Raw genomic sequence first — 20,364 nt, forward strand, 5'->3', positions numbered from 1 at the left:
TTCTACCTTTAAAAATGAATAGTTTTTATTACTTTGTACTGGCAATAAATTAATGTAAAAATGTACTGTTTTACATTTTTTCAAAAGTAGAAAATTTTTACCAAACCTTAGATTCGCGAAAGCGTATTAACAGAAATAAAAAATTATCTTTTGAATTTCCTTGAGAATAGAGACATTCAGACATCAAATACACTAAAATACCTTATTCACTATAATTTTCAACAGTTATGAAAAAAAAATTGGAAGCTGATTTAATCAGCATTGCACATCGAATTTTGAAACTTAAAAACAAATCCGATATCAATCAATTGTACCTTGAAACTCAGAAATTATATGAGAAATTAGCGGTATTAAAATTTGTAGAAGAGAATTTCGACGCTGCAAAACCAACAATAGGGCAAAACGATATTGTAGCCGAATTGGAAACCATTTTTGAAAAAGAAGAAGAGGCAATTCCTGCTATAATTGAACTTGAAGCGCCAGCCGAAGAAAAAGTTATTGCGCTTGAAGAATCTTATGAACCTGAAATTTCAGAAGAAAAACCAGTAGAAATTGTTGAAGCTGCTGAACCAATCGTCGAAATTGAAGAACCAGCAATCGAAGAAACTGTTGAACCAATCGCTGCGGAAATTGAAGAGCAAGTTATTGAAGAAATTATTGAGCCAGTTGCTGAAAAGGCTGAAGAAACAGAAAAAGCTATTGATGATCTTTCGTTCACAACTATAAATGAATTGAAACCAATTCCAGATTTCAAACCAGCTTTTGAATTGGAAACGGAACCATTTATTGAAGAAGTTAAGGAAGAACCAAAAAAGGAAGTTCCATCACAACCAACTATTCAATTTGAAGATTTCGGAATTAATTATGCCGACGCACAATTTGTAAAAGTAGATAGTTTTGAAGCTGTTCCTCCTGCGAAAACGCCTTCTATTAATGATTTTAAAGAAGAGAAAAAAGTTGAAACTGCAATTCTTGAAACTCCTGCACAGCCAAAATCAGTAAGTTTGAATGAGAAATTGGCAAGAGGTTTTCATATTGATTTGAATGACAGAATTGCATTTACTAAAAATCTTTTCGGAAACAGTACAGAAGATTACAGTCGTGTTTTAAACCAATTAATGACTTTTGATTCTTATAGCGAAGCGAAAGATTTTATCGAAAACATGGTAAAACCAGATTACAATAACTGGGAAGGAAAAGACGATTACGCAGAACGTTTTATGGGAATTATTGAAAAGAAATTCTCGTAAAGACATTTTCACATCTCACATTTTACATTTTACGAATAAACAACTATGTCAAAATTATATATCGTTCCAACGCCAATTGGCAATCTTGAAGACATGACTTTTAGAGCCATTCGGGTTTTGAAAGAAGTCGATTTGATTTTGGCTGAAGATACCCGCACAAGCGGAAAATTATTGAAGCATTTTGAAATTGGCACGCACATGCACAGCCATCATATGCACAATGAACATAAAACGACCGAAAATTTAATTGCACGTTTAAAAGCTGGCGAAACTATCGCTTTAATTTCAGACGCAGGAACTCCGGCCATTTCAGATCCAGGATTTTTATTGACAAGAGCCTGTGTCGAAAATAAAATTGAAGTCGAATGTCTTCCGGGCGCAACGGCTTTTGTTCCTGCATTGGTAAACAGCGGACTGCCAAATGACAAATTTGTTTTTGAAGGTTTTCTGCCTGATAAAAAAGGACGTCAGACTCGTTTTTTGGCTTTAGCCGAAGAAACCAGAACGATGATTTTATACGTTTCTCCGCATAAACTCGTTAAGACTTTAGCTGAATTTGTACAATATTTTGGAGAAGACAGACAAGTTTGCGTTTCAAGAGAATTATCAAAATTACATGAAGAAAATGTACGCGGAACGGCAAAAGAAGTTCTAGCACATTTCGAAAAAACAGCACCACGAGGAGAAATCGTAGTTGTGGTTGCCGGAAAAACTATAACAAAAGAACCAAAGAAAAGTAAGTTTTCTAAGGATGATGAAGAATAAATAATTATTTCAGCCACAGATTTAGTATTATAGTAACCACAAATTACACAAATTAGCACAAATTTAATTAGCGGAAATTTGTGTAATGTGTGGTTAAAAAAGTGCTTCGAAAAAAATCATTTTAATCAATATAATCTGTGGCAAAAAAATCAAACAGACAAAAAACAAATCATGAGCATTCAAGCCTTTTTAGAAAAAGTAAAACAAACTCCAACACAAATCACATTTCCTGAAACTATCGCAGTAATCGAAGAAAATTACAACTTTACTCCAACTGCTTTTCAAAATGGAACACAACATAATGCAGCGGGCGAAAATTCAGGTTCTTGCAAATTGTTTTCTTTCGCAAAACTGCAAAACTTAAGTAAAGAAGAAACTTTGGCTTGCTTCGGAGCTTTTTATTTCGAAGAAGTTTTAGGAGATCCAAACGGAACGAACCACCAGAACATTAGAAATTTCATCAACTTAGGTTGGGATGGAATTCAGTTTGAAGGAAATGCTTTAGAAGCGAAATAATATTTTAGAATTTAGATTGCAGATTTTAGATTTTTCAAAAATCACCAATCTAACATTCTCAAAACTTTGTCAAATTTGCCGAAATAACCCGCCACAGATGAAGCAATAAAAAAGTAAACTACAAATTACACAAATTCCCACAAATTGAATTAGCGGAAATTTGTGTAATTTGTGGTTAAAAATCCTTTCAAATCTTTTATCCTGATGCTATCGGGAGTGGCAAAAAAATTACCAATCAGATTAAACGATTTCAAAAATCTGAAGTCTAAAATCTAAAATCTAAATCAACCCATGCGTTGGACATTAAAACCAAAACCTTCTGAAGAAAAAATTAAACATTTAGCGCAAGCATTAAATGTAGAAGATTTTGTAGCATCACTGTTAATTCAGCGTGGAATTGAGACTTTTGAAGATGCGAAAAACTTCTTTCGTCCATCATTAGAACATCTTCACGATCCGTATTTGATGAAAGATATGGATAAAGCCGTTGCTAGAATCGAACAAGCCATTCAAAACGAAGAAAACATTCTAGTTTTTGGTGATTATGATGTAGACGGAACAACAGCTGTTTCTTTGGTTTCCTCCTATTTAAAATCACATTATCCAAATATTGCTACTTACATTCCAGATCGTTACGACGAAGGTTACGGAATTTCATATAAAGGAATTGATTATGCAGACGATAACGGAATTTCCCTAATTATCGCTCTTGACTGTGGTATCAAATCAATTGATCATATCGCTTACGCGAAAGCTAAAAATATTGACTTTATTGTCTGTGATCACCACAGACCTGGAGAATTTCTTCCGAACGCTATTGCAGTTTTAGATCCAAAAAGAGAAGACTGTCAATATCCATACGATGAATTATGCGGTTGCGGAGTTGGTTTTAAATTAATTCAAGCTTTAGGACAAAATCGAAATGAAACGATTGAAGATTTAGTTCCGTATCTTGATTTGGTTGCTACAGCTATTGCAGCAGATATTGTTCCGATAACTGGAGAAAATCGTGTATTGGCTTACTTCGGTTTGAAAGTCATTAATAGCGAGCCGAGACCCGGAATTAAAGCTTTAACACATCAAGTCAAAAAGAAAGTTCTCGATATTACCGATGTTGTTTTTATTATTTCACCAAGAATTAATGCTGCTGGAAGAATAAAACACGGAAATCACGCCGTTGAATTGTTAACTGAATTCAACTTTGAGCAAGCACAGCAATTTGCTTCAGAAATAGAACAATACAATGCAGACCGAAAAGATTTAGATAAAAAGATCACTAAAGAAGCATTTCAGCAGATTTTACAAAACAACGAGGAAGAACGTTTTTCGACTGTTGTTTTTCAAGAAGACTGGCACAAAGGCGTTATCGGAATTGTCGCTTCAAGATTAATCGAAACGTATTACCGTCCAACTTTAGTTTTTACTAAAAGTGGAGATAAATACGCCGCTTCTGCCCGATCTGTAAAAGGTTTTGATGTTTACAATGCACTAGATGCGTGTTCAGAACATTTGGAGCAATTTGGAGGACACATGTACGCGGCAGGAATGACTTTGAAAGCCGAGAATTATCAGCTTTTTAAAGAAGCTTTTGAGAAATGCGTCCAAGAAACCATTCAGCCCGAAATGCGAACTCCAGAAATCGAAATTGATGCTGAAATTGATTTTTCAGACATCACTCCAAAACTAATCCGCATTTTAAAACAATTTGAACCGTTTGGTCCGCAGAATATGACGCCAGTTTTTATGACACGAAACCTTATAGATACAGGTTACGCCAAAACTTTAGGCGCAGAAGAAGAGCATTTAAGACTTTTCGTAAAACAAAATAATTCTGATGGAATCGCCGCAATTGGCTTTGGACTCGGAAAAAAATTAGACATAGCAAAAAATCAAAATCCGTTTCAGCTGGCGTATACAATTGCCGAAAATGAATGGAACGGCAACATTTCAACTCAGCTTATGCTGAAAGACATTAGAACAGATGGAAGAGATTAAATCCAACAAACCTGATCCTTATCAGGCACTTCGTTACAGAGAATTCAACGTGTTTTTATTATTGCGTTTTGCCATGGTTTTTGCCTGGTCAATGCAATTTATTGTCATCGAATGGGAAGTTTATAGCTTAACCAAAAATCCGCTTTCTCTAGGAATTATTGGTCTAATGGAAGTAATTCCTGCGGTCGGAATGGCTTTATTTGCTGGACATATCGTCGATCAAAAAGAGAAAAAAGGATTATTGGTAAAATGCATTTTAGGCTTTTCTGTGATCAGTTTTGGATTATTTTTATTGACTTGGCCAAAAGTAGTTGGAGGCTGGTCTTCAAATGTTATACTTTATTCTATCTACGCTTTAGTATTTTTTGGCGGATTAGTTCGTGCTTTTCTTGGGCCAACAATTTTTGCTCTTCTATCGCTTATTATTCCTAAAAAAGCATATCCAAATGCCGCTACTTGGAGCAGCACCGTTTGGCAAATTGGAGCAGTTATGGGACCAGCATTAGCAGGATTTTCAATTAACTGGATTGGCGTTCATTGGTCAATGTGTCTAGTTTTCGGATTTTCAATTCTTTCTTTAATTGCTTTGTCACAAATCAGTGCAAAACCAATTATAAATCCAAAGATTGGAGAATCAATTAAAGACAGTTTAACTGAAGGTTTAACTTTTGTCTTCAAAAATAAAATTGTTTTAGGCGCATTATCTCTTGATATGATTGCAGTTCTTTTTGGAGGCGCGGTAGCATTACTGCCAGTTTTTGCACAAGATATTTTAAAAGTGGGTTCTGAAGGATTTGGAATCTTAAGAGCTGCGCCTGCTGTTGGAGCTTTTATAACCATGATCGTTTCGGCCTATATTCCTTTATATAAAAATGCAGGAAAAAAACTTTTGGCAGCCATTTTTGTTTTTGGATTATCTATCATCTTATTTGGTTTCTCAACTTCATTCTGGCTTTCTGTTTTTGCGTTATTCTTAAGCGGATTGGCTGACGGAATTTCAGTAGTGATTCGCCAAACCATTTTACAGCTTAAAACTCCTGATCACATGCGTGGCCGTGTGGGTGCAGTAAATTCAATTTTTGTTGGATCATCTAACGAATTAGGTGCTTTCGAAAGTGGTGCAACCGCAAAACTAATGGGAACTGTTACTTCTGTAATTTTTGGAGGAAGCGTTACACTTTTGACCGTTTTAGGTTTTGGATTTGCATCTCCTACTTTTAGAAATTTAGATCTTCAAAAAGATATGGACGATCATCATAAATTGGAATAGATGAAATCATTATTCGTAGCTTTTATTTTATCGATATCCTTTTTTGCAAATGGACAAAACCTTTATATTAAAACTTATGGAAACGAAAAGAATAAAGCCATAATTTTTATTCACGGTGGCCCAAGTGGCAACGCAACTTTATTTGAAGGAACAACAGCTCAAAATCTAGCTGATTTAGGTTTTTATGTTATTGCTTATGATCGTCGTGGCGAAGGAAGATCTGCAGATCCTAATGCAATGTTTACTTTTGAAGAAGCTTTTCAGGATATAAATTCGATTTATAAAAAATATCATTTAAAGAAAGCAATTATATTGGGGCATAGCTTTGGCGGTTTGGTTGCGACACTTTATACTAATAAATATCCGAAGAATGTGAGCGCTTTGGTTTTGGCTGGCGCATTGTATTCTCAACAGGAAACTTATGATCATATTTTAGATACTTTAAAAAAGAAATACAACAACAATTCTGAACAATTAAAAAGAATCAATATTGTAGAAAATCTGGATAAAAATTCAGCTGATTATCGAAAAAAGTGCTTTGAACTGGCTGGAGAAAACAATTTCTTCAAGATGCCAAATCCAACTGCGGAGTCTAAAAAATTATATGCCGATTACGAAGCTGGAGAATTTTATAAAACCAATATCAGAAACAAAAATGCTCCTTTGCTTTTCTATCAAAACGAAAAACAGAATAATATTGATACACGTACAATCTTAAAGAAAATTAAAACCGCTGACGTTCCTATCTATGGAATTTACGGAAAACAAGATGGTATTTTTTCATCGGCACAAATTAAATCTCTCAAGGCAATAACTGGCGAAAAACATTTTGCTTTTCTAGACAATTGCTCGCATTATTTATTTGTTGACCAACAGACTGCTTTTTTTTCCAAGTTAAAATATTGGTTGAAATAACAATTGAGTCTCATAAAAAAGCGAACTACAAAACCTCACATAAATAGCTAAAAATCAAAACACTAATAATGATTTTTAGCTTTTTTTTATGCTTTTCTTAATCAAGTATTAGTATAAAGAGTTCGTATCTTTGTGGCCTAAAAAAATTGCCATGAAAGATATCGAACAGATATACCGAAACGATTTTGGAATTTCATTTTATTGGAAAGAAGGCAACGAAATTATATCAGATAAAATCCAGTTGCTTTTTAAACAAATGGGATTTTATTTTTCAGTTCAAGAATTAAATGAATTTCACGATTTGATTGAAGATTGCGTAACAGACCACAATGATTATGATACAAGTGGCGTAAAACGTGCTTTCGATAAATTTTTATTAAAAACTCCCTATGTTGCTATAGATTTAGAAATATCACCGAAGGAATTAGATTCTATAAAAGACTTGGTTGATGGTTCTTTATTTCGACTTCATCTCAATGAATATATTCATGGTGCAGGCATGAATTAAACTTTCTTCCATTGCAACTCTTCATAAATAGTTGTAATAGAGTTCCTTTCAAATGTTAAAAATTGAATAAAAGAATATTCAATCTTAATCTTATTTCATTTCTTTATTCTAAAAATCAAGCAAATGAAATATCCCACATTTTTATTTTCTGTTATTTTTACATCTACTATTTTCGCTCAAGAATCTGCTATTTCGGGTAAACTCAAGAATACGCAAAACAACGAAGAGCTCGATTATGTAAATATCGGAATCGCGAATAAAAATGTCGGAACTGTTTCAAATTCGAAAGGGATTTTCAAATTAAATTTAAATGAAAAAGTAAATCCTAACGATACAATTGTCTTTTCTCATATTGGTTTTGAAACCAAAAAAATATTAGTCAATCAACTGAAATCTGACCATAATGTTATTGAAATGATTCCTTCTGAAAATTCTTTGAAGGAAGTTGTGGTCTCTTTCAAAAAACCTAAACCAAAACAATTCGGCAGAAGTTCAAAAGGACTTGGTCTTATGCATTTTAATTTTTTTACTGCTCTAGACAAAACGGTTGATGACTATTTAAGTCGCGAAAGAGGAATGGAATTCCATATCAAAAAAGATTGCAAAGTAGAGAGTTTTAATTTCAATATTACTTCAAACGAATTTAAATCGGTTAAATTCAGATTGAACTTTTATAAAGTTGAAAATGGTCTTCCTTCCAAAATTTTAATTGAAAAAGACATAATTTTTGAAGTGAAAGACAACAAACTTGGATTGTTTACAGTCGATTTAAAACCTTACGATATTTATCTCGATAAAGAAATGGGGGATATTGCTGTGACAATTCAATGGATTGAAAGTATAAAAACCAACGAAAAAAGCAAATTCTTCTCTATTTCTACAGCCGTATCTGCAACCGAAAATAGTTTTTACAGAGAAAAAAATATGGCCAATTGGTTTAGAAGCGGACAAAGCTTGACTTTTTACCTCAACACGATGTGCCAGTAAAATGAAAAATTTTATTCTTTTTTATGATTTTTTTATTTAGAATTAATTTAAATAATATTTATATTTGTTGAAATTAAAGGATTTACGATGAGAGAAATTGAACAAATATATCATAATAACTTTGGAATAGCTTTTTACTGGAAAGATCATAACACTACAATTTCAGACAAAGTGCAATTAGTTTTTAAAGAAACTGGCTTTTATTTTACAGTTCAGGAATTGAATCATTTTTGCGATTTGATTGAAGATAGTATGATTGAAAACTCTTGTTGTGAAGCTTGCGAAATGAAATATTCTTGCCATAAGTTTTTATTGAAAACACCATGCAATTCGATAGATTTAGCCGTAAATATGACCGAATTAAAATCGATTAAAGATTTGGTCGAAGGCTCTTTATTCAAAATTGAACTGGATGAATATGTTTATGGAGTCGGTATGAATTAAGGAGCATTCTAAATATTTTAACAACATTTTTTCGTTATTGAAATATATTTTGATTCCATTCAAAAAAAAGTATATTTACAGCAATGAAAAAAGATGTATTTCTATTTACCATATCACTTCTGGCAATTCTCTTTGTCAGCTGCAACAACAAATCTGAAGAATATATTGATCCCCGCGGAACTGACTATGCAGGTTCTGAAAGTTGCGTACAATGCCATAAAGTACAATCGGAAATGGTTTTTCATAGTTCGCATTTTAAAGCTACAGCTCCAGCTATTTTAGGAAATGTTTCTGGAGATTTTGATTCTAAAAACCATACTTTCATTTATGATAAAGACACCAAACTGGTGATGGAAAAACATGGCGACAGTTTGTATCAGGTTTTGTATAAAAATGGAAAAGAAACTGAAAGATATAAATTCGAAATTGTATTTGGAACAAAACATGCACAGACATCTGTTTATTGGAAAAATAATAATACTTACGAATTACCGCTTTCTTTTTATCATTCGATAAACAATTGGGCAACAAGTCCAGGGTTTCCAGCTGATAAGCCTTATTTTGACAGAATGGTCGTTAAAGATTGCTACGCTTGTCACAGTTCAAATATCAGCTCGCGAACTGTTGATCAGAGTTCGGCGGAAAAAAACTTCATGTCAATGGATATCGAAGACGTAATCAACAAAAAAACTATTGTTTACGGAATTGACTGCGAACGCTGTCACGGACCTGCAAAAAAACATGCAGAATTTCATTTGAAAAATCCGAATGTAAAAGTTGCCAATAGCATTACAAGCTTCAAAACCCTTACAAGACAGCAAAAATTAGACGCCTGTGCGTTGTGTCATGCAGGAAATGACGGAATGAAATTAAAATCTCGTTTTGAGTTTAAACCTGGAGATAATTTATCGGAATTCTTTCGTGAAACGAGAAGTATTACAGATACCGCAAAATTTGATGTTCACGGAAATCAATTTCGTTTAATGGCACAAAGCAAATGTTTTATAAATAGCGAAAAAATGGATTGTATTACTTGTCACAATCCGCATGAAAATACTTCTAAGAACATGGCTTCTTATTCTAAAATTTGTATGAGCTGTCATCAGGGTTTAAAACACAATCAAACGACCCTAAAAACAATGCCTGAAAAATTATTAGACGATAATTGTGTAGAATGCCATATGCCGAAAAAAGCATCTGGAGCAATTAAATTTCAGCTTTCAAACAGCAAACAATTATCAAATTATATTTTGAGAACGCATAAAATTGGTATTTATCCAATGAGTTCAAAATAAGTCATTTTTTAGCCTTTTTTTAAGCTATTAAGCTAACTTTGACTTTTGACTTAACTATTTTTCGAATTTTTTAAGTTCAAAATTTTCCCCATCAAAAACTCCATATGTAAAGTAACCAATCCAGTCGCCTAGATTAACATAATTAGAATCTTCTCCAACAGGAATTATCATTGGTAAATGACGGTGTCCGAAAATGAAATAATCATAATGTTTGGTCTCTAGTTTTCGTTTAGCGTACAAAACCAACCACTCATTTTCTTCACCTAAAAATTTTACATCTTCGGCACCAGAAATCAATTTATTTTTGACTGATAAATATTGTGCTAAACTTACGCCAACATCTGGATGAAGCCAACGGAAAAGCCATTTTGAAAACGGATTTGTAAATACCTTTTTCATTCTTTTATAACCTTTATCTCCAGGACCTTTTCCGTCGCCGTGACCAATTAAAAAAGTTTTTCCGCTAAAAGTAAATTCTTTATTATCGTGATAAACCGGAATATTCAATTCGGTTTCAAAATAATCATTCATCCAGAGATCATGATTTCCAACAAAAAAATAAATAGGAATTCCGCTGTCGCGAATTTCTGCCAACTTACCTAAAATTCGAACAAAACCTTTTGGCACAACCGTTTTATATTCGAACCAAAAATCAAATAAATCTCCCAATAAAAAAATCGCTTCTGCATCTTCTTTTACCTCATCTAACCAAGCCACAAATTTTTTCTCACGCGGAAGACTTAATTCTGGAGTTGGCGCACCAAAATGCTGATCTGAAGCAAAATATATTTTTTTCATTTAGATTTTTAGATTGTTAGACTTCTTAGATTTTTAAACAACTAAGATAAAATCTTTTGACTTTTGATTTTTGACTTTTGATTTTTGACTTTTTTACAAATTATCTGATGCGTACCATTCTGCGAAAGACGATTCTGTTTCTTGAAGTTTTAGTGAGAAAAGAGAAATTCCTTCTGGAAGTCTCGCAACGATTCTTTCAGCAAAATCAACCACCATATTTTCACTAGTTGGCTGATAATCTACTAAAATAACGTGATGTCCGCGATTTTTTAATTCAGCAGCCAATTCAACATGTGGAGTTGTCTGATTAAAAACAGTTGCATGATCAAATTGATCGACGATTTCTTCTTTTACAATTTTCTTTAGGTCAGAAAAGTCAATCACCATTCCGAACTTTACATTCGATCGGTCTGTAATTGGCGAGCCAATAACCGTTACCGATAATTTATAACTGTGTCCGTGAACGTTCTTGCATTTTCCATCGTAACCGTACAAAGCGTGACCGGTTTCGAAACTAAATTGTTTTGTAATTCTGATATTACTCATCGATTTTTAATTTTAAGCTTGCAAATTTACAAATTAATTGCCGTTTTTAGCTCTTTTTTTAGCACGAGTATACATCCACAAAGCAATTCCGCCCAAAACTAGAAATGGAATAAAAGATCCGATAACTACACCAATTTGATAACCGCTGTCTGGAGCATCTTTTATTTTCTCTGCAATGTCAACTTTTTGTATCAACGAAATGATAGTCATATTCAATAATTAAGATAGTGAAAAAAAATCGTTTTAAAATATTTCCAAAACTATGTTTCTGTTTATTTAAAATTAATGACTTATATCATATCTATTTTTTAAACTGAAGCAATGCATTTCTTGTAAAATCGGATAAAACCAATCTTCCTGTAATTGCTGCGCGTTCAAAAAGAAGCGATTCCCAAGTTTCTGTTCCTTCCCAGATAATCTTTTTCATTTCGAGCAAAGCTTCAGGATTGTACGAACTTAATTTTTGAGCAAAACTTTCAACCTCAGCATCCAAATTTCGAGATTCGCACACAACAGAAAAAAGTCCTTTTTGAAGCGCCCACTCTGCCGATTTCCATTCGTGTCCCGACAAAGTCATTTCGGTCATTGCCGCTTTACCAATTTTACGAGAAACTGCTGGTTCTATCACAAAAGGCCCAATTCCTATTGCCAATTCAGATAATTTAATATCGCTTTGCGGAGTTGCAAAAACATAATCGCAAGCCGAAATAATTCCGACACCGCCGCCAACAGCTTTTCCTTGTACACGTCCGACTATAATTTTATTGCAATTTCGCATGGCATTCAGCAAATGTGCAAAACCCGAAAAGAATTCTACGCCTTGTTCTTCGTTTTCAACTTTCAAAAGTTCATCAAAAGAAGCGCCAGAACAAAAAGCTTTGTTTCCTTCACTTTTTAAAATAATAACCGAAACATCTTCGTTTCGACTCAAACTATTTATCTCGGCAGACAAAGCATCTAATAAAGTTCGCGGAAAAGAATTACTGGCTGGATGACCAAATTGCACCGTTGCAATCGTATTTTGAAAAGAAGTTTCTAAACTTCCGTTTGTATTTTCTAGGCTCATAAAAATTACATTTAAAGGTAAAGTTACGCTTTTGAAAATAATTCATCCGAAACTTCTGGAAATTTGTTTTTTGAGAATTAATTGACTTTATTTGTTAAGACTTTGGGGGATTAGCTCATTTGGCTAGAGTACTTGCCTGGCAGGCAAGGGGTGACCGGTTCGAATCCGGTATTCTCCACAATACAAAAAAAGCTTATAAATCTTACATTTATAGGCTTTTTTTATGTTAAATTACGAATTTTAAGAGAGTTTTTGAAGTGCTTTAGGACTCTTTTAGGACGACGAAACCTCTATTCAACCTATAATTTACCTTGCTTTTTCAATAACTCAAGTTTTCTTTCGAGCGTTTTTTGTTCAGCACCAAATTTTATAATTTCTTCTCTAGTAAGCTTTTTATCTTTTTTTTCAGGATTTAAAACCTCATCAAGGACTTCTTTTGCAACGTCTTTCACGTTTAATCTTTCGCTATCTCTTACATAAGAAATCATTTTATACGTTTTGGTGTTTACGGACACTTCTGTAAGTCCTGTAATTTTCATGTAATGCTCAGAAATTTTTTCCAAAGTACTCAAAGCCAGTTGAACATCAGTTGTATCAATTTGTGCGCCGACATGTTTTCCTGTAGTGATATTATTCTCTACTTTGTATCTAAGTTCGTTTAGTTTCTTAATTATTTCCAGAACATTACTATTGCTAAATTCAACTTCATATAAAACTTTACTAGTATGCTTAAAGCTTGTCGTGAAAATCATATCAAATTGATGGGTTAAATTTAAAGGCGTCATAATGCTTTCTTATTAAGGAGTGCTTAGTTCTTTTGTCAAATTTACAAATTAAAGGTGCAATTGTTTTCATGAAATCCAACTTCTTCCCAAACATTAATTCACCGTTTTGTTCCCTATTCCACTTGACTAATTTTTTATAATGAGTATACTTGATAATATAAGTGCAAATAATTTGATTTTTTTCAATTAGGTGCATATTTATTATAAATGACAAATTGGACAAGACCTCTCTTGTCCTAATTATATCTAATAAACAAAATACTAATGATAGAAGAAAGTAAAAATATTATTGATAAGATAAATAGTAGTAGAGCTAAAATATATTATCAACTTAATCAATTAGAAGAAATAACTGGAATGTCTCCAAGAACTCTAAAGTATAGAATGAAATTGGTAAAAGAAAAATACTCAAACATTCCAAGTCTTCTAAAACGTAATGGCAAAGCATGGCAAATTCATTATACTTTAATCGATGAGTTCTTACCAAAATACAATAAGAAACAATCAAATCTTACCAACCATAAATGGGAAACCATGGTGACTTGGAATACTAAAGACAATTACGATATTAATTATCATGTCCAATTGATTAAAGAAGTTAAGCAAGAGTTACCATCCGTAAACATAGGCTATGTTATTGAAACCGATGGACGCGGTGTAAGTCATCTTCACGCTATAACCGACGGCTTTAAAGATAATATTGAAATTGCAGTCTCAGGAATTCTTAAAAAATATATTGCTTGTGGACAATATCGTTGCCAAATCGAAAAAATAAATAATTACGGTAGCGCCACCAGTTACCTTAGAAAAAGTGGTAAAATAACAATCATTTAAAAAATAGAAAAAAAAATGAACGAACAAGAATTTAACAATGACGACTTCAAAAGAAAACTTGGAATAAATCCAAGTGCACTACAACCATACAATTTTAAGCGATATAGAGAAATAAACCAAAACCTAACTGAAGACGTTTACAGATTTCTTAGAAGTAATAGGTCGGAATGGAAAATATTATGCGGTCTTAATGTTTTTGACGATTGGGGAAATAAAATTTTAAATGAAGTACCGCATCTTAAACACGATAATTTACACAAGGAAAGCTACTTTTTAAAATTTAGATATTTTCCTGAAAGATATTTGAATTTAGAATGGTAAATGGCGTTGACGACAGAATAAGAATTAAACAATTGGAAATTTCTGTAGAAAGTGACCCGAATCGAAAACAAGATTTACACACTCAATTGCAGAAGCTACAATTGGAAAAAGAAATTGAACAAATACGCAAGCGAATAGAACAATTAGGATAGCCTTCTCTCCTCCATGTTACTTACTCGAATAATGTAAGCCTCGTTACCCACGCGTATTATTAGGAAATATGCCTATCAATAACCACTAAACGGATAGATGCCTGTAGCATTTTTATATTTTTTTTGGCTATAAATGTTCCTAAAAGCACCTACGTTAGCACGTATTCAGTAAAGAACTCATTTGTAAAACCAATGTCTTATTAGCTTTAAAAAGGCATTTCATTAAAGATACATCTATAATGTTTCATTTTAAACAAATGGGTCGTGCTCTGCACGATCCATTCTGTTTAAAATATTATTGCACGCTCCTACGTAGGTAGGGGCATGTAATAACATCTAATAAAATAAAATCTAGTAAATTATTCATAAGAATTCTTTCATATATTTGATTAATCTAACAACTCAGAAAATTTCTCCGCTACTGCTTGTGAAAAAATTCAAGAAGTTGATATACAGTTAAAATGAGATAACAAAAAGTTAAAGAGATATATTTACTATATTAAGATATGCAACCTACGTTTCCGAGAAAAAATTGGGCACTAAATACACTAATTGAATTTAGAGAAGCTTCTACCATATTTGAATTCACAGATTATTTTCAAAAGAACGAAAACGAAGAGAATAATTGGAATAAGGAAAATTTAGAATTTCAAATAAATCATTTGATTAATCTATTTGATGGTTTAAAAGAAGAAACCAATCAAATAATGCATACCAGCAATACCTTAACAGTTACAACATTTTTTGAAGAAGTTATTAACGACATTGATAGTTGGAATTTAAACAAAGTTGAAAAAGAATATTTTACTGAAATATCCAGAGAATGGAATAATTCAAAATACAGAGAATTCCTAGAAGAAGTCGAAAAAAAAGAAAATGAATATTTTAATGCGCCTGAAAGAATAAAATACAGACATTTGGAAGAATACAAAACCTTTCAATTTAGTTGGCTTGACAGAAAATCAAGAGAGGTTACAATTGTAAATAAAAACTTTTATTGCGTTGAAGAAATACCTAAATTAATTGACTTAAAACACTTAGATAAGTATCTTAAAATTCTCTTGGAGATAACAGCTAAATTTCAAAAGTCAATCTCTCAAGAACTAAATTTATATCAAGAAGGAAAGTTAATCCCAAAATCACAATTAGAGAAAACACATTTTGAAAAAATTTCAGATAAATTTAAAAACAACAAATTAGTCACAGGAGTTCTCATTGGCTTTATAATTTATGGAGGAATATCTTCAATTATAAAACTTACTAAAGAAAATCAAGACAATTTATATGGTAAAGATGGTCTACTAAACAAAGCCAAATCCATAGACACTATAAAACAAAAAGACAATAAAAAAATCAACTATGATTCAATAAAAAAATCGGTTAAGTCAAATATCAAAAAGATTAAATAACCTATCTCTCACAGTAATTATAAATGAATAACTATTAATATGGGATTACCGAAAAGTTACAGTCAAGCGTATGGAGTTCTTGGAGAATTCTTTGGAAAAATTCGTGATGCTCAAGCACCAGACAAATTTGGACATCAAAACTTAAAAGATTTAGGTTATAAATCAAATAACCACAGACCTTTTATTCCTTTGATGAAATCATTAGGCTTTTTATCTTCCGATGGTAGCCCTACTCAACGTTATCATGAATATAGAAATCATTCTAAATCAAAAGAAATAATGGGAGAAGCTATAAAAGAAGCATATGGAGACATATTTCTCATCAAATCAAATCCGACTGAAAAAGATAGGGATTTGGTTCAGGGGAAATTTAAAAGTTATCACAATGCTAGCGATAATGTAGCTAAACTTCATACAAATACTTTCTATGCTCTTTTAGATTTAGCGGATTTAAATCACAATGAAAAACCAAAAATAGTCACTCAAGAGAAACAAGAAGAGAAACAATCCTCAAGTGATAAATCTCAAGATGTACAACCTCCAAAAACATTATCAGCATCCAGAGTTGGACTACATTACAATATACAAATACATTTACCTGCAACCAAAGATGTGGAAGTTTATAATGCAATATTTAAATCACTAAAAGAACACTTGATTGACTAATAAGAAAGATATACGAGATTTTTTTTTCAGAGGATTAATGTTTGAATCTGAAGCTGAAGAATTCCAAAAAGCAGGAATTCAAATTGGCGCTGATAACCAATTTACTGAAAAACAATTACTGGCTGAAGCATTATCTCCTTTTGGCGTGAATAGGAGAAATAATGGGTTAGAAATGGCTAGACTTTACGCTGTTGTTAATTGTTTTGAAAATGAAATCAGAGCATTTATTCGTGAAACTCTTGAAGAGAATATAGGTTTAGATTGGTGGGACAAGCTTCCAAAAAGCATTAAAACTCATGCCGAAAGTAGGCAAGCAACTGCAATGAAAGATTCTTGGCTAGAAGGAGAAAAAAGTGACCTTCTTGGTTTTGTAGATTTTGGTATGTTAGCAAAAATAATGATAGAAAAGTGGGAGTTTTTCAGCAATTTAATTCCATCACAACATTGGTTGAATCAAAGAATGGATGAATTAGAAAAAGCACGCAATTTCATTGCTCATAACCGGATGTTATTACCATCAGAATCTCAAAGAATATATATGTATGTCGCTGATTGGAATAGAGTAATTGGTCTGTAAAATAATTAGGCCTATAATAACTTTTCTGTGACCAGCGAGAACACCACAAGATTACTACCTTCTAATTAGACAATTGATTATATTACAATCTGATTGATTCGTAATTGAAAATTTAATATATAGTATATTGTAATCCTACCGCAGGTAGGATCACGATATACTATTTAAAGAACAACATTTAAAAAGACAACAATATGGATAATTTAAAAGCATTATTTGATTTAACTAAACTTCCAGCAAAGTTCTTTTTTCTCTTTGCTGTTCTATCTGGGTTTATTCTATTTGCTGATGCAGAATTGCTCAAACAACTTCATTTGGAGAAACTGAATGATTTGTATGGATGGATTGTAGGATTGGTTTTTATTTCGACTTCTGGACTTGTATTTGTAAATTCCATAATATGGATTTTTAAAAGTGTTTCAAATAAATTAACCTTTAGGAAAATTAAAAAAGAATACATTGAAAAACTCCGAAATCTTGATTATCACGAAAAATCGGTTTTACGAGAATTTATAATCAATCAAACTTCATCTTTAGAAGTTCCAATTGACAATTCAACAATAACTGGACTAATAAGTAAAAAAATTATTTATATAAATCAGCAATTTGGAAATGGCTTTATCATGAACGGAATGAACGCTTCTGTTTCATTAAGTAAATTTGTAGACAAACATTTGAAATTAGAAGACATAGGCTTAAACAGTAATCCAACACAAGCTGACTATGAATTTGTTGAAAACAATCGCCCTAGCTGGGTTGAAAATCGTTTAAGAAGGAAATCGATGTACTAAAAGCACTAATAAAACTACATGATAATAATTAAAAATAAATGATATGAATTTTGACGATATAAAAAACGAATTAAATAATCCTACATTTAAAATTGACATAGCTACTTTTTTGATGAACATTCATTCAACGAACCTTATGAATAGCTACTACTTAAAATCAATATTAAAACGACAGGTTGAAATACTAGAATTGCAGAGAGGAAAAACAGGACAAGAACTTGAAACTTCTATTGAATTGGAGATTGAAAGATTGAACCAAATGTTTTCTGAATGGTTAAAAGAAGATTTAATCAATGTTGTGAACGACTCTTCTCCTCGTTAATTGAGATACTATATAGATAGAGAAAATTACCCGCAATTTTTAATACATAGACATATAAATGAAAATATTCATCTCACATTCATCCAAAAATAAATTTTATGGAGATAAATTAGTTGAATTGTTAAGGAGCGTAGGTCTTAAAGAGAACGAAATAATCTTTACAAGTAATACAGCATACGGAATACCTGTTAGCCAAAATATATTCAACTGGTTAAAATCTCAAATTACAGAAAAGCCATTTGTAATTTACCTCTTATCAGAAGAATATTACCAAAGTATTGCTTGCCTAAATGAAATGGGTGCGGCCTGGATTATCGAAAACAAACACGCGGCAATTTTTACACCAAACTTTAATTTATCAAGTAAAGAGTTTCAAAGCGGAGCATTAGACCCAAGAGAAATTGGTTTTTATATCAATGACGAAGAAAGAATTTTGTCTTTTCTACAATTAATTTCAGAAGACTTCGAAATATCCAAAAGTCATATTATTATTTCTCAAAGTGTAAAGAAGTTTATATCTGAAATTAATAGTTATAAACCCGAAATCGCTAAACCACCCGTTATAAGTGAGGCAATACATAAACCTATAGTAAAGGAAGAAAGTAAGACAATAGCACAAACAGTCCAGTTACAGCCGAATCAACTATTAAAAACAACTTCTTCAAATCCAACTGACTTATTTTCAAAGTTTGTAAACACAATAACTTCAAAAAAGCTTAAAGATGATGAGCTTATTTTGTTGCATTACATAATTGAAACAGGAAGATTTAAATTAATGACAGGTTGGCAAGAACAAAATGAAATCGACCACATTAAAGAATGGGAAGAAATTAATGAAATTGCAAACAAGCTATCTAGAAACTACTCTTCAATTCTAAAAAGATTTGAATTAAGAGGATTTACTGAAGTGTCTGCTCTTACCAGCTCAAACAATCCTAAAGAATTAAAAATTAGAGACGAAATTAGCAAACATTTACTTGATTTGCCTGATGACGTATTGGATTTAATAACAGAAAGCGTTAAGAAAAATCATTTTGATTACAATGCTAAAACTAAAATTGAAGAACCTGATGATTTACCATTCTAAAAATAACATCACTTGCGGTGAATATAAAAATGATATTTCTTGAGCAAAAACAGAAACTAAAAATCTAAAAAGTTATCTAAAATAAATTTATTATTTGTGATTGATCTGCGGAGCAGATTAATCACAAATTTAATCACATAATTTGTAATCTTGAGTAATTCTTAATATTCATTAAAGCCAGTAAAAAATTCTTCAAGTGATACATTCATTGCTTTAAGAATTTTGATAAGTGTATTTAATTGAATATTCGCCCCTGCCTCATATTTTCCATATTGTGGTCTGCTGATATTGTTTTCATATGCGAAATATTCAGAGTTGGTATAACCTGCTCTTTTTCTAAAGTACTTTAGGCGTTCACCTATCTTTTTCAAATAAATTAATTCATCTGCTTTAGTTTCTTTCTTAATATCCTCATTTTTTTTTGAAGTCATTACTTTGCTCTTTTTATACAGCAAATCAATAGAATGTCTTTAAATTATGTAACTCCAAATAAGAATACTCTTTATATGGAGATTTTTTATATGTTTGTAATTCTAATTTAAAACTTTAAAAAATGAAAAAAACTTTAAATCTTATTACTATTTCTTTTCTTTTAGCCATTGGAATGACGAGCTGCAACACAACAAGTATTCAATCTACAGAAGAGGTCAGGGACTTTATTATTGGTCAATGGCATGATGAAACTGTTGAGAGCGGTGGCATTATAACATATTATAGATTTGAAATAACAGCGCAAGAAATAAGATGTTGGAAAAAAATTGCTTTTCTTGATGGCACAGGAACGGGACTAAAAGGAGATGATAAATGGGAGGAACAACCGCCAGTAGCATTATCTATTGGAGATGTTCAAACTGATTCTTCAACTAAAAAACATAGAACATTAGGGAATTGCAATTACGGAACATATACATTTGAATACAATTCAAATTTCGGGAACTCATTAAATTTTAAGGACAATAATTCCGTTAATAGCGATACTGAGTGCACTCTAGAGAAGGGTTGGGAATATTAAAATCAGCCAAATACTAGAGTATTGTTTAAAAATAAACTGAATTGAGCTCATTA

The 20,364-nt window shown here is 32.0% G+C and carries 25 protein-coding genes and 1 tRNA gene; 20 read left to right on the forward strand and 6 right to left on the reverse strand.

Annotated elements, in window-relative coordinates:
• Positions 1–227 precede the first annotated feature (227 nt).
• From NU08_RS07690 to NU08_RS07735, 10 genes are all read left to right on the forward strand, one after another.
• Entirely contained in the window at positions 228–1,250 is a 1,023-nt protein-coding gene (locus NU08_RS07690) for a hypothetical protein (RefSeq protein ID WP_129746564.1), read from the forward strand.
• A gap of 45 nt (positions 1,251–1,295) precedes the next feature.
• On the forward strand, positions 1,296–2,015 hold the full coding sequence (gene rsmI / locus NU08_RS07695; protein WP_111287100.1) for a 16S rRNA (cytidine(1402)-2'-O)-methyltransferase: 720 nt from the start codon (positions 1,296–1,298) through the stop codon (positions 2,013–2,015).
• A 171-nt stretch (positions 2,016–2,186) separates the two neighbouring features.
• Positions 2,187–2,531: a HopJ type III effector protein gene (locus NU08_RS07700; RefSeq protein WP_008465164.1), complete on the forward strand. Its 345-nt coding sequence runs from the start codon at positions 2,187–2,189 to the stop codon at positions 2,529–2,531.
• Positions 2,532–2,822: 291 nt separating this feature from the next.
• Positions 2,823–4,526 (forward strand): single-stranded-DNA-specific exonuclease RecJ, encoded by a 1,704-nt coding sequence (gene recJ, locus NU08_RS07705; RefSeq protein WP_129746565.1) that lies wholly within the window; start codon positions 2,823–2,825, stop codon positions 4,524–4,526.
• Entirely contained in the window at positions 4,513–5,796 is a 1,284-nt protein-coding gene (locus NU08_RS07710; RefSeq protein WP_129746566.1) for an MFS transporter, read from the forward strand. Before recJ ends, NU08_RS07710 begins: the two co-directional genes overlap by 14 nt.
• Positions 5,797–6,711, forward strand: coding sequence for an alpha/beta fold hydrolase (locus NU08_RS07715; RefSeq protein WP_129746567.1), 915 nt, complete (start codon positions 5,797–5,799; stop codon positions 6,709–6,711).
• Between the two features lie 151 nt (positions 6,712–6,862).
• Positions 6,863–7,219: a hypothetical protein gene (locus NU08_RS07720; RefSeq protein ID WP_129746568.1), complete on the forward strand. Its 357-nt coding sequence runs from the start codon at positions 6,863–6,865 to the stop codon at positions 7,217–7,219.
• Between the two features lie 123 nt (positions 7,220–7,342).
• Positions 7,343–8,206, forward strand: a complete 864-nt coding sequence (locus NU08_RS07725) for a carboxypeptidase-like regulatory domain-containing protein (protein WP_129746569.1) — start codon at positions 7,343–7,345, stop codon at positions 8,204–8,206.
• Between the two features lie 87 nt (positions 8,207–8,293).
• Positions 8,294–8,650: a hypothetical protein gene (locus NU08_RS07730; protein WP_129746570.1), complete on the forward strand. Its 357-nt coding sequence runs from the start codon at positions 8,294–8,296 to the stop codon at positions 8,648–8,650.
• Between the two features lie 83 nt (positions 8,651–8,733).
• Positions 8,734–9,945, forward strand: coding sequence for a cytochrome c3 family protein (locus NU08_RS07735; protein WP_129746571.1), 1,212 nt, complete (start codon positions 8,734–8,736; stop codon positions 9,943–9,945).
• Positions 9,946–9,999: 54 nt separating this feature from the next.
• Here NU08_RS07735 and NU08_RS07740 read toward each other — a convergent pair whose 3' ends face one another.
• The 4 genes from NU08_RS07740 to NU08_RS07750 form a co-directional block, all read right to left on the reverse strand.
• Positions 10,000–10,743, reverse strand: coding sequence for a UDP-2,3-diacylglucosamine diphosphatase (locus NU08_RS07740; RefSeq protein WP_129746572.1), 744 nt, complete (start codon positions 10,741–10,743; stop codon positions 10,000–10,002).
• A 93-nt stretch (positions 10,744–10,836) separates the two neighbouring features.
• On the reverse strand, positions 10,837–11,289 hold the full coding sequence (locus NU08_RS07745) for a 6-pyruvoyl trahydropterin synthase family protein (protein ID WP_129746573.1): 453 nt from the start codon (positions 11,287–11,289) through the stop codon (positions 10,837–10,839).
• 33 nt (positions 11,290–11,322) lie between these two features.
• The gene (locus NU08_RS22285; RefSeq protein WP_165352429.1) at positions 11,323–11,499 is read right to left on the reverse strand and encodes a hypothetical protein; all 177 of its coding nucleotides are present in this window, start codon (positions 11,497–11,499) and stop codon (positions 11,323–11,325) included.
• Positions 11,500–11,590: 91 nt separating this feature from the next.
• Positions 11,591–12,355 carry an enoyl-CoA hydratase/isomerase family protein gene (locus NU08_RS07750; protein WP_129746574.1) on the reverse strand — a complete coding sequence of 255 codons (765 nt, stop codon included), beginning with the start codon at positions 12,353–12,355 and terminating at the stop codon, positions 11,591–11,593.
• Positions 12,356–12,459: 104 nt separating this feature from the next.
• On the opposite strand from NU08_RS07750, the gene NU08_RS07755 reads away from it, so the two are divergent.
• A tRNA-Ala gene (locus tag NU08_RS07755) sits at positions 12,460–12,533 on the forward strand.
• A 121-nt stretch (positions 12,534–12,654) separates the two neighbouring features.
• Here NU08_RS07755 and NU08_RS07760 read toward each other — a convergent pair.
• Complete coding sequence (locus tag NU08_RS07760) at positions 12,655–13,140, reverse strand: hypothetical protein (RefSeq protein ID WP_129746575.1); 486 nt, start codon at positions 13,138–13,140, stop codon at positions 12,655–12,657.
• 264 nt (positions 13,141–13,404) lie between these two features.
• Here NU08_RS07760 and NU08_RS07765 point away from each other — a divergent pair, with 264 nt between their 5' ends.
• The 8 genes from NU08_RS07765 to NU08_RS07800 all read left to right on the forward strand — a co-directional run bounded on the left by NU08_RS07765 (position 13,405) and on the right by NU08_RS07800 (position 19,299).
• The gene (locus tag NU08_RS07765) at positions 13,405–13,974 is read left to right on the forward strand and encodes a hypothetical protein (RefSeq protein WP_129746576.1); all 570 of its coding nucleotides are present in this window, start codon (positions 13,405–13,407) and stop codon (positions 13,972–13,974) included.
• 15 nt (positions 13,975–13,989) lie between these two features.
• Positions 13,990–14,295 carry a hypothetical protein gene (locus tag NU08_RS07770; RefSeq protein WP_129746577.1) on the forward strand — a complete coding sequence of 102 codons (306 nt, stop codon included), beginning with the start codon at positions 13,990–13,992 and terminating at the stop codon, positions 14,293–14,295.
• Between the two features lie 658 nt (positions 14,296–14,953).
• Positions 14,954–15,856, forward strand: coding sequence for a hypothetical protein (locus NU08_RS07775; protein WP_129746578.1), 903 nt, complete (start codon positions 14,954–14,956; stop codon positions 15,854–15,856).
• A gap of 39 nt (positions 15,857–15,895) precedes the next feature.
• Positions 15,896–16,522 (forward strand): DUF5343 domain-containing protein, encoded by a 627-nt coding sequence (locus tag NU08_RS07780; RefSeq protein ID WP_129746579.1) that lies wholly within the window; start codon positions 15,896–15,898, stop codon positions 16,520–16,522.
• Positions 16,515–17,099 (forward strand): Swt1 family HEPN domain-containing protein, encoded by a 585-nt coding sequence (locus tag NU08_RS07785; RefSeq protein WP_207214061.1) that lies wholly within the window; start codon positions 16,515–16,517, stop codon positions 17,097–17,099. The genes NU08_RS07780 and NU08_RS07785 overlap by 8 nt, the downstream gene beginning before the upstream one ends.
• Positions 17,100–17,293: 194 nt before the next feature.
• Positions 17,294–17,890: a super-infection exclusion protein B gene (locus tag NU08_RS07790; RefSeq protein ID WP_129746580.1), complete on the forward strand. Its 597-nt coding sequence runs from the start codon at positions 17,294–17,296 to the stop codon at positions 17,888–17,890.
• 43 nt (positions 17,891–17,933) lie between these two features.
• The gene (locus NU08_RS07795) at positions 17,934–18,212 is read left to right on the forward strand and encodes a hypothetical protein (protein ID WP_129746581.1); all 279 of its coding nucleotides are present in this window, start codon (positions 17,934–17,936) and stop codon (positions 18,210–18,212) included.
• A gap of 58 nt (positions 18,213–18,270) precedes the next feature.
• Positions 18,271–19,299, forward strand: coding sequence for a toll/interleukin-1 receptor domain-containing protein (locus tag NU08_RS07800; RefSeq protein WP_129746582.1), 1,029 nt, complete (start codon positions 18,271–18,273; stop codon positions 19,297–19,299).
• 161 nt (positions 19,300–19,460) lie between these two features.
• On the opposite strand, the gene NU08_RS07805 is transcribed toward NU08_RS07800, so the two are convergent.
• A complete protein-coding gene (locus tag NU08_RS07805; protein ID WP_129746583.1) occupies positions 19,461–19,730 on the reverse strand; it encodes a helix-turn-helix domain-containing protein in 270 nt (89 codons plus the stop codon).
• Between the two features lie 122 nt (positions 19,731–19,852).
• On the opposite strand from NU08_RS07805, the gene NU08_RS07810 reads away from it, so the two are divergent.
• Positions 19,853–20,311, forward strand: coding sequence for a hypothetical protein (locus NU08_RS07810; protein ID WP_129746584.1), 459 nt, complete (start codon positions 19,853–19,855; stop codon positions 20,309–20,311).
• The last annotated feature ends 53 nt before the right edge of the window (positions 20,312–20,364 follow it).

The organism is Flavobacterium anhuiense (assembly GCF_004151235.1).
Taxonomy (GTDB): domain Bacteria; phylum Bacteroidota; class Bacteroidia; order Flavobacteriales; family Flavobacteriaceae; genus Flavobacterium; species Flavobacterium anhuiense_A.

What these genes read in the sequence shown, in the direction of transcription:
- NU08_RS07690 (WP_129746564.1), top strand. Translation starts at nt 228, where the DNA reads ATGAAAAAAAAATTGGAAGCTGATTTAATCAGCATTGCACATCGAATT.
- rsmI (WP_111287100.1), top strand. Translation starts at nt 1,296, where the DNA reads ATGTCAAAATTATATATCGTTCCAACGCCAATTGGCAATCTTGAAGAC.
- NU08_RS07700 (WP_008465164.1), top strand. Translation starts at nt 2,187, where the DNA reads ATGAGCATTCAAGCCTTTTTAGAAAAAGTAAAACAAACTCCAACACAA.
- recJ (WP_129746565.1), top strand. Translation starts at nt 2,823, where the DNA reads ATGCGTTGGACATTAAAACCAAAACCTTCTGAAGAAAAAATTAAACAT.
- NU08_RS07710 (WP_129746566.1), top strand. Translation starts at nt 4,513, where the DNA reads ATGGAAGAGATTAAATCCAACAAACCTGATCCTTATCAGGCACTTCGT.
- NU08_RS07715 (WP_129746567.1), top strand. Translation starts at nt 5,797, where the DNA reads ATGAAATCATTATTCGTAGCTTTTATTTTATCGATATCCTTTTTTGCA.
- NU08_RS07720 (WP_129746568.1), top strand. Translation starts at nt 6,863, where the DNA reads ATGAAAGATATCGAACAGATATACCGAAACGATTTTGGAATTTCATTT.
- NU08_RS07725 (WP_129746569.1), top strand. Translation starts at nt 7,343, where the DNA reads ATGAAATATCCCACATTTTTATTTTCTGTTATTTTTACATCTACTATT.
- NU08_RS07730 (WP_129746570.1), top strand. Translation starts at nt 8,294, where the DNA reads ATGAGAGAAATTGAACAAATATATCATAATAACTTTGGAATAGCTTTT.
- NU08_RS07735 (WP_129746571.1), top strand. Translation starts at nt 8,734, where the DNA reads ATGAAAAAAGATGTATTTCTATTTACCATATCACTTCTGGCAATTCTC.
- NU08_RS07740 (WP_129746572.1), bottom strand. Translation starts at nt 10,743, where the DNA reads ATGAAAAAAATATATTTTGCTTCAGATCAGCATTTTGGTGCGCCAACT.
- NU08_RS07745 (WP_129746573.1), bottom strand. Translation starts at nt 11,289, where the DNA reads ATGAGTAATATCAGAATTACAAAACAATTTAGTTTCGAAACCGGTCAC.
- NU08_RS22285 (WP_165352429.1), bottom strand. Translation starts at nt 11,499, where the DNA reads ATGACTATCATTTCGTTGATACAAAAAGTTGACATTGCAGAGAAAATA.
- NU08_RS07750 (WP_129746574.1), bottom strand. Translation starts at nt 12,355, where the DNA reads ATGAGCCTAGAAAATACAAACGGAAGTTTAGAAACTTCTTTTCAAAAT.
- NU08_RS07760 (WP_129746575.1), bottom strand. Translation starts at nt 13,140, where the DNA reads ATGACGCCTTTAAATTTAACCCATCAATTTGATATGATTTTCACGACA.
- NU08_RS07765 (WP_129746576.1), top strand. Translation starts at nt 13,405, where the DNA reads ATGATAGAAGAAAGTAAAAATATTATTGATAAGATAAATAGTAGTAGA.
- NU08_RS07770 (WP_129746577.1), top strand. Translation starts at nt 13,990, where the DNA reads ATGAACGAACAAGAATTTAACAATGACGACTTCAAAAGAAAACTTGGA.
- NU08_RS07775 (WP_129746578.1), top strand. Translation starts at nt 14,954, where the DNA reads ATGCAACCTACGTTTCCGAGAAAAAATTGGGCACTAAATACACTAATT.
- NU08_RS07780 (WP_129746579.1), top strand. Translation starts at nt 15,896, where the DNA reads ATGGGATTACCGAAAAGTTACAGTCAAGCGTATGGAGTTCTTGGAGAA.
- NU08_RS07790 (WP_129746580.1), top strand. Translation starts at nt 17,294, where the DNA reads ATGGATAATTTAAAAGCATTATTTGATTTAACTAAACTTCCAGCAAAG.
- NU08_RS07795 (WP_129746581.1), top strand. Translation starts at nt 17,934, where the DNA reads ATGAATTTTGACGATATAAAAAACGAATTAAATAATCCTACATTTAAA.
- NU08_RS07800 (WP_129746582.1), top strand. Translation starts at nt 18,271, where the DNA reads ATGAAAATATTCATCTCACATTCATCCAAAAATAAATTTTATGGAGAT.
- NU08_RS07805 (WP_129746583.1), bottom strand. Translation starts at nt 19,730, where the DNA reads ATGACTTCAAAAAAAAATGAGGATATTAAGAAAGAAACTAAAGCAGAT.
- NU08_RS07810 (WP_129746584.1), top strand. Translation starts at nt 19,853, where the DNA reads ATGAAAAAAACTTTAAATCTTATTACTATTTCTTTTCTTTTAGCCATT.